Here is a 7,756-nt window from a genome sequence, read left to right as displayed (position 1 = left end):
CCTGCCGGCCGCGGACCGCTCCGAGGTGGGCGCGGCCGGCCATCCCAACGCGTCCACCCCGGACCGCTCCGGCCTGGTGACGTGGTCAGCCCAACGGGCTGGGCTCCGGCTCGGGTTCCGGCTGCGGCTCGTCCGGCAGCGGGGGTCGCCCGGGGTCCGGCGGCAGCGGATCGGGGCCGGGCTCCGGGAGCGGACGAGGGGCCGGCATCGGCGGAACGGGCGGCAGCGGGTCGGGCCACGGGTCGGTCATGACGAGAACCTCCGGAAAGACAGCAAGAACACGTCTCCGCCCCACTACCCGAAACCGCCCCGATCACTGCGCCGACAGTAGGAACACACCGACTCGCCCGACCGTGACAACACGGCACCCACCTCCACCGCGTGCCCGCGCAACCCGGAGCCGCCGTTTGCCCGTCGGCCCGCCTCGGCCCGCCCCGAACACCCGTCCGCCCCGCCTCCGGCGACGCTGCGGACGAACGGATCGGGACTCCGGTGGGGTGCCATATCCGGGTTGCGACATCCGGCTTGCCATATCCGGCTTGCGCTGCGGATCCTCGGCGGCAACGCCCGGCCGGCGGACGTCGCCCGCCGTCGCCCGGGCCGTCCGTCGCCCGCGCACGTGGCGCATGGTGACGACGAGCACACCGGATCCGCCCTCGTGCTCGGCGGGAGTTCTCGCGAAACAGTCGCGCGGATCCCCTCGGGTGCGATCCGGACGGCGCCGATCAGGGCGTCGACGGTTCGGGAAGGCACCCTCGGTCGGCGAGGGCGGACGCCTCCCGGGCGAGGCACCCGCCGCCACCATCACGACGGCCGTACCGCCTTCGCCGCCCGGTCCGCACTGCCGACTACACCCCAGTCGACTACACCCGGCAGACGACACCGCACGGGACGCCGCCGCAACCACCTCCGCTACGTCACACCCCGGCAGTGGACCCACCCGGAAGCGGTGGTGGACGAGGCAGCGAAGCCGACCGGGCGCGCCGCGCTGTCGTCGGCGTGGGCGACCCGCCGCGTGGCGGTGAGCGGGGGCGCCGATACCCCCGACGAGTCGAACGCACCCGCCGCCTCGTCGTCGTGAGGGGCCGAGTCGCCGACGGCGGAAGGCGGGTGTGGTGGGGCCGGGGACACCGGGGAAAGGTCGGCTCCCCAACCCGCCCCGAACCCGTCCCGATCCCGCCCCCAACCTGCCCCGAACCCATCCCAATCCCGCCTCAAGCCCACCTGACACCCCAGGAAGAACCACGGCCCGCCCCCCGTTGCATCTAACCTGAAACCCCTCGTTCGAACAGGAGCGCCCCATGGCCGGCCAGGTCCCCATCACCGAGACCCCCCTCCCGGGAATCGGCACGCAGTACACCCTCTCCACGACCGCCGGCCGGGCCATCTCCGTCGTGGCCGGACGCGACGGCGTGCGTCGGATCGCCTTCTACAACGTCGACGACCCCGACGCGTGCGGCCCCGGCGTCCGGCTCACCCGGGCCGAGGCCCTCGCCCTCGCGGAACTCCTCGCCGAGGACTGACCCGAAGCCCCGCCCGCGGATCGCCCTCACCCGCGGCCGGCAGTAGTCCGCCGTCCCTGCGAGTACCGCGAGTAGAACCACCCATGCACCCAGCAACGCTGCTCATCGAACTCGGCGCGATCATTCTCGCTCTGTCCATCCTGGGCAGGGTCGCCACCCGGATGGGCATGTCGCCCATCCCCTTCTACCTCCTGGGCGGACTCGCCTTCGGGCACGGCGGCGTCCTCGACCTCTCCCAGAGCGACAACTTCATCGAGATCGGCGCCGAGATAGGCGTCGTCCTGCTCCTGCTGCTGCTCGGCCTCGAATACACCGCCGGTGAACTCGTCACCAACCTGCGGGCCGCCGCGCCGGCCGGCGGGATCGACGCCCTCCTCAACGCCGTACCCGGCTTCCTGGCCGGCCTGCTCCTGGGCTGGGGACCCGTCGCCGCGCTCGCACTCGCCGGCGTCACCTGGATCTCCTCCTCCGGAGTGATCGCGAAAGTCCTCGGCGATCTCGGCCGGCTCGGCAACCGCGAGACGCCCGTGGTGTTGTCCGTCCTGGTCATCGAGGACCTGGCGATGGCCCTGTACCTCCCGATCCTGACCGCGCTCCTCGCCGGCGTGGGCCTCGTCGGCGGTTCGATCACGGTCGCGATCGCGCTCGGGACGATCAGCGTCGTCCTGTTCGTCGCCCTCAAGCACGGCGGCCGCATCTCGCGCGCGCTCTCCAGCGACCAGCCGGAACTGCTGCTGCTGGGCGTCCTGGGCCTGACCCTGCTGGTCGCCGGTCTCGCGGACAAGCTGCAAGTCTCGGCCGCGGTGGGCGCGTTCCTCGTGGGCATCGCGATCTCGGGTGACGTCGCCGAGCACGCGCAAACGCTGCTCGCGCCGCTGCGCGACCTCTTCGCCGCGGTGTTCTTCGTGTTCTTCGGCCTGTCGACCGACCCCGCCGATCTGCCGCATGTGCTGCTCCCGGCCGCGGCGTTGGCCGGGGTGACCGCGCTGACCAAGATCGCCACGGGCTACTGGGCCGCCGCCAGAGCCGGCATCGCCAAACCGGGCCGCTACCGCGCCGGCGGCGCGCTCGTCGCCCGCGGCGAGTTCTCCATCGTCATCGCCGGCTTGGCCGCGACGTCGGGCGTCGAACCGCGGATGGGGCCGTTCGCGACCGCGTACGTGCTGATCCTGGTGATCGCGGGGCCGTTCAGCGCCCGCTACGCCGAGCCCGTCATGCGCCGGATGTTCGGTCCCAAGCCCGTACCGGTGCCCGTCGAAGAGGACGACGACGACCTCACTCCGTTGTAAGGCGTCGCAGCCCCCGTACGTCCCCGCCGCCGCGCCTCACACCTCGAACAGCCCGCCCGGCAGTACGACCACGTCCCGTCCGACCCATGCGTCGCGCGGCATGGACTTCACCGTGTCGGCGGCCGTGGACGACGCGACCGTGCGTACCCCGTCCGCGCCCTCGACGATCGCCACCGCCACCTGCGGCTCGCCCCCGTCGAACGCCACGGTGTGGCCCACCACCCGCGCCGGGCCGACGTACTCCGCGTCCACGCGCGCCTGCGGAAGATCGGCGCTCACGTCGATCGCGCGGAACCCGCCCGCCGGAGGGGTGTGCGACCACAACGCCCCGGCCTGCTTGGTCACCATGCCGGAGACGCTGGTCACCAGCGCGTCCCCGGACGCCGCATCGGGGTCCGCGACCATGGCCCGGGCCACTCGCGCGGTGGACTGCAACACGTAGTTGTTCAACGGCCCGCCCGCGAACGCCATGCCCCCGGTGCTCGTCAGCGCCGCGCCGGCGAGGTCGGTCAGCCCGAATTCGCGCTGCTGGATCCGCACCGCCGCCGGAAAACAGCTGTACAGGTCGCGCCGCGTCGCATCCCGCACGCCCGCCCCCAATGCCGCCCCGACCGCCGCGAACCCGGGAGAGCGGCCCAGGTCCGGCCGCGCGACCAACGGCACCATCGTGTTCGCCTCCGCCGCCGCGACCGGGAACACCCACCGCCCCGGATCCACCCCGAAGCGCCGCGCGGCCGCCACCGAACACAGCACGAGCGCGGCGGCCTGGTCGACGTTCATCTGCGAGCAGTGCCACTTCGTGTACGGGCTCGCCAACCACGCGTTACGCCCGGCCGGCTCCACCAACGCTTCGACGTCCACCGCGCCGTCGCGCAAGGACCCGGCGCCCTCGTGCGCGACCCGGGAGAACTCCGCCCACAGCGTCGCGATGGCCCGCGCGTCCTCGGCCGGCGAAGCCCCGTACGCCGCGCCGATCGCGGATTCCATCACCGCGTACTGCCGCGCCGGCACCGCCAGATGCCGATCGATCTCCACCCGGGCCAGGATGTCCGCCCCCGGCGCCCACACGGTGTCCGGTACCCCTTCGGCCGTCGGGTCGCTCGGTTCCCCGCCCGCGATCCGCACCCGCAGCCGCCGATACGCGGCCTCGCCGCCCACCACGAGCACCACGTCCGCCGCGCCCGAGGCGATGTCGGTGCATGCGCGGGTGATCAACGACTGCTGCAACACCCCGAGTTCGGCCAACGTGCTGTGCGCGTCGTCGAAACCGAAGCGTCGGGCCAACCACCGCCCCGGATCCCCGTGCCGCCACGTCCCACGCGGCACCATGACGTGGCCCACCGACCCGAGCATCGCACCGACGCCCTCGGCGGCGTCCTCCACCGCCCGCGCCATCAGCTCCAACTCGCCGACGCCGGCCCCCGGCTCGGCCAGGCGCTGCTCGGCGATCCCCGCCCCCACCAGTACCGGTGTCCGCGGATCCATCGTCTCCGGCGCCATCAACGCCCCCTCGCAGCACGCTCGTCCCGCCACCGGACCACCCGGCGCAGCGACGGTAGCGGCGCCCGCCGACGATCACCAGGGAAACCGGGTCCCGCCCGTCGTCGGCACCACGCGAACGACCTCGCCCCACACGCCCGGCGACCTCACAACCACCCGTTCCGGCGGAACGCTCGATAGAGCAGCCCGCACGTGGTGGCCATCAGGATCAGCACGCCCGGATACCCGTAGGTCCAGTGCAGCTCGGGCATGTGCTCGAAGTTCATCCCGTACACCCCGACGAACATGGTCGGAACCGCGATGAGCGCGGCCGCCGCGCTGATCTTGCGCATGTCGGTGTTCTGCTGCACGGTCACCCGCGCGAGCGACGCGGACAGGATGCTGTCGAGCAGTTCGGTGAAGCCGTGCAGTCGCTCGCGAACCAGCACCAGGTGGTCCTGGACGTCCCGCAGGTAGGGGGCCACGGGGGCGCCTATCCCCGGGATGTCGCCCGCGACGAGGCGTTCCAGCGGGCGGGCGAGCGGTACGACCGCCCGCCTGAACTCGGTGAGTTCGCGCTTGAGTTGGTAGACACGCTCGGCGTCGTCGGTGCGCCGCGACGAGAAGACGTCGGCCTCCAGGCGTTCGAAGTCCTCCTCGACCTTGTCGGCGACGGTCCCGTAGTCGTCGACGACCTGGTCGGCGATCGCGTGCACGACCGCCGCGGGCCCGTGCGCCAGCCGGGCCGGGTCGGCCTCCAGACGGCGCCTGACCTCGGTCAGCGGCGGCGCGCTGCCGTGCCGGACCACGACGACGAACGAGTCGCCGGCGAAGACCATGATCTCGCCGGTGTCGACGACCTCGCTGGTCGCGGTGAGCACGTCGTGCTCGACGTAGACGATCGTCTTGAGCACAAGGAACAGCGTGTCGTCGTACTGTTCGAGCTTGGGCCGCTGGTGGGCCTCCACGGCGTCCTCCACCGCGAGCGGATGCAGGTCGAACGCTTGGGCGATCTCGCTCAGGTCCCCGGTGTCGGGCGCGTGCAGACCGATCCACACGAAGCTGCCGGGCTTGGCCCGAGCCGCGTCGAGCGCCTCACCCAGCGCGAGCGAGCCGGGCCGCCGGGCACCGTCCTCGTACAGCGCGCAGTCCACCACCGCGGGCGCGCACGCCGCCGCTGAGGCCGGGGCGGTTTCCGTCTCGGCGCGCCCATCCCGAGCGGCGCGCCCATGACGTCGCCAGTGCATGCCCGTCCTCCTTGGTTCTCGCTTGCTTCACCACCGGTACACGGGCCGTTCACCGGTGCTCGAACCGACCCGAAACGGCCGCCCTCGGCGACCGTACCGGGCAGCCGGCGGTCCCGACAGGGCGCGTCCCGGCCGGGCCTTCGCAACCGGCTCAAGGCCCTCGTAGCGCCCACCCGGCGGACCGTCCGACGTCCCACGCCGGCGACAATGGGGCAGGCGGGGAAACCCGAGACGCGAGACGTGAGGGGAACGTGCACGTGGACCCGGACGACTACGACCGACTGATCACCGAAGGACTGACCACGCCGTTCGAGGGTTGGGACTTCGGGGTGTTCCAGGGGCGCTTCACCGATGCCGAGCAGACTCTCCCCTGGAGCTACGCACAACTCGTCCGGGAGCGACTGCCCGAGGTGGCCTCGCTGCTCGACCTGGGCACCGGCGGCGGCGAGTTCCTGACGTCGCTGGGCGCGTTGCCGGCTCGCACCGCCGCGACCGAGGGCTTCCCGCCCAACCTCCCCGTGGCGCGGCGGCGGCTGGAGCCGCTCGGCATCCCGGTCACCGAGGTCGACGACGACGACAAACTGCCCTTCCCCGACGGGTCCTTCGAGCTGATCGTCAGCCGGCACGAGTCCTACGACCCGGCCGAGATCCGCCGGGTCCTGACCCCGGGCGGAACCTTCGTCACCCAGCAGGTCGGCGGGCGCGACCTGGCGGAGCTCAACGCGGCGTTGGCCGCGCCCGCGCACGCGTACGCCGCGTGGGACCTGGAGGCCGCCGCGGCCGAACTGACCGAGGCCGGCTTCGACGTCACCTGGCGGGACGAGGCCTTGGCGCCGTCCGCGTTCCACGACATCGGCGCCCTGGTCCTGTTCCTGCGAATCACGCCGTGGCACGTCCCGGACTTCGACGTCGACACGTACGCCGAGCCGCTGCGCGCCCTGCACGCGCAGCTGAGCGAGGGGCGGCCGTTGCAGGCGTCGTGTCACCGCTTCGCGCTGATCGCCCGGCGGTAGCCGGACGCCGCCCGCGCACGGGAACCGATTTCCGTGACGCCGCGTCGCAGGGGTGTTCCGGCGCGCGAGGAGAGGCAGCACACGATGGGTTCGTCGAGGGGCGGGGCAGCGACGGTCGCGCGGTCGGGGGGCAGGTGGCGGGGTCGAGCCCTGCGGCTGCTGCTCGCGGTGGCGTCGATCCAACTGACCATGGTGGCGCAGCCGGCGTGGGCGTGCGGATGCGGAGCCGCCGTGCCGGCCGCGGGCCGGACGCTGACGGTGGGTCAGGAGACCTCCGTGGTGCGGTGGGACGGCGGCGTCGAGGAGATCGACATGCGGCTGACCGTCTCCGGTGACGCCGAGCAGGCGGCGTGGATCATGCCGGTGCCTTCGCGGGCCACGCTCACCCTCGGCGACGACGCGTTGTTCTCGACGCTGGAGACGGTGGTGGCGCCCGTCGATCGGGTGCGCCGGCACTTCTGGCCGCGCGACGGCGACTGGCCGTTCTCCGGCGGGTCGTCGGACGGCGGATCACGCAACGCGACTGCCCCGGCGCCGGGTTCGGGGGTCGCCGTGGTCGGCCGGGAGCGGCTGGGGCCCTTCGACGTCGCCCGGCTGGCCGCCACCGACTCCAAGGCACTGGGCGAGTGGCTCACCACCAACGGGTTCCACCTGCCGGACGCGCTCGCGACCGCCCTCGACCCGTACGTGCGGCAGAACTGGGAGTACGTGGCGATCCGCCTGGCACCCGACGAGTCCGGCCGGCCGCTCGGCGGCAACCTGGATCCGCTGCACCTGAGCTTCGCGTCGGACCGCCTCGTCTACCCGATGCGGCTCTCGCGATTGGCCAAGGTGCCGCAGCACCTGCGGCTGTACGTGGTGGCCGCACACCGCATGCAACCCCGCTCGAACATCGGCGGCGCCGCACCGAAGGTGCTGTACGCGGGCACTCCGCGCGAACCGGCCTCGGCCGTACCGCAGTTGCAGCCCATAGCCGGAAAGCCCGCCTTCCTGACCGCGATCGACCAGGAGTTCCCCACCCCCTCGACGATCGCGGACGACCACGAACTGCGACCCGCCGGCCACGACACGACGTACCAACAGGCGCGCTATCACGACGAGTTGCTGAAGGTCGGCGGCATACCGGCGTGGTTGGCGACCGTGGTCGGCGTGGTCGCGGTACTCGTCGGGGCGGGCCTGCTGGTGGCGAGGCGGCGCCGGTCGGC

The 7,756-nt window shown here is 72.8% G+C and carries 8 protein-coding genes; 5 read left to right on the top strand and 3 right to left on the bottom strand.

Annotation, left to right across the window (positions count from 1 at the left end):
- Window positions 1-85 precede the first annotated feature (85 nt).
- Window positions 86-250: a hypothetical protein gene (locus tag GT354_RS17815; RefSeq protein ID WP_161357295.1), complete on the bottom strand. Its 165-nt coding sequence runs from the start codon at window positions 248-250 to the stop codon at window positions 86-88.
- Window positions 251-952: 702 nt separating this feature from the next.
- Here GT354_RS17815 and GT354_RS55810 point away from each other — a divergent pair.
- The 3 genes from GT354_RS55810 to GT354_RS17805 all read left to right on the top strand — a co-directional run bounded on the left by GT354_RS55810 (window position 953) and on the right by GT354_RS17805 (window position 2,812).
- Window positions 953-1,081 carry a hypothetical protein gene (locus GT354_RS55810; RefSeq protein WP_272923839.1) on the top strand — a complete coding sequence of 43 codons (129 nt, stop codon included), beginning with the start codon at window positions 953-955 and terminating at the stop codon, window positions 1,079-1,081.
- Window positions 1,082-1,301: 220 nt separating this feature from the next.
- Window positions 1,302-1,523, top strand: a complete 222-nt coding sequence (locus tag GT354_RS17810) for a hypothetical protein (RefSeq protein ID WP_161357294.1) — start codon at window positions 1,302-1,304, stop codon at window positions 1,521-1,523.
- An 83-nt stretch (window positions 1,524-1,606) separates the two neighbouring features.
- Window positions 1,607-2,812: a cation:proton antiporter gene (locus GT354_RS17805; RefSeq protein WP_161357293.1), complete on the top strand. Its 1,206-nt coding sequence runs from the start codon at window positions 1,607-1,609 to the stop codon at window positions 2,810-2,812.
- 36 nt (window positions 2,813-2,848) lie between these two features.
- Here GT354_RS17805 and GT354_RS17800 read toward each other — a convergent pair whose 3' ends face one another.
- A complete protein-coding gene (locus GT354_RS17800; RefSeq protein ID WP_161357292.1) occupies window positions 2,849-4,312 on the bottom strand; it encodes an acetyl-CoA acetyltransferase in 1,464 nt (487 codons plus the stop codon).
- Window positions 4,313-4,458: 146 nt separating this feature from the next.
- Complete coding sequence (locus GT354_RS17795) at window positions 4,459-5,538, bottom strand: magnesium and cobalt transport protein CorA (RefSeq protein WP_161357291.1); 1,080 nt, start codon at window positions 5,536-5,538, stop codon at window positions 4,459-4,461.
- A 257-nt stretch (window positions 5,539-5,795) separates the two neighbouring features.
- Between GT354_RS17795 and GT354_RS55805 the strand changes: the two genes are divergently transcribed.
- Together GT354_RS55805 and GT354_RS17785 are read left to right on the top strand one after the other, a co-directional pair.
- Window positions 5,796-6,551, top strand: a complete 756-nt coding sequence (locus tag GT354_RS55805; protein WP_202512002.1) for a class I SAM-dependent methyltransferase — start codon at window positions 5,796-5,798, stop codon at window positions 6,549-6,551.
- Between the two features lie 84 nt (window positions 6,552-6,635).
- Window positions 6,636-7,756 (top strand): DUF2330 domain-containing protein (locus GT354_RS17785; RefSeq protein WP_161357289.1); only part of this gene is annotated, 1,121 nt, incomplete at its 3' end.

This window comes from Streptomyces sp. SID3343, assembly GCF_009865215.1.
In the GTDB taxonomy this organism is placed as follows: Bacteria; Actinomycetota; Actinomycetes; order Streptomycetales; family Streptomycetaceae; genus Embleya.
This window is presented reverse-complemented; position numbering and strand designations above follow the sequence as displayed.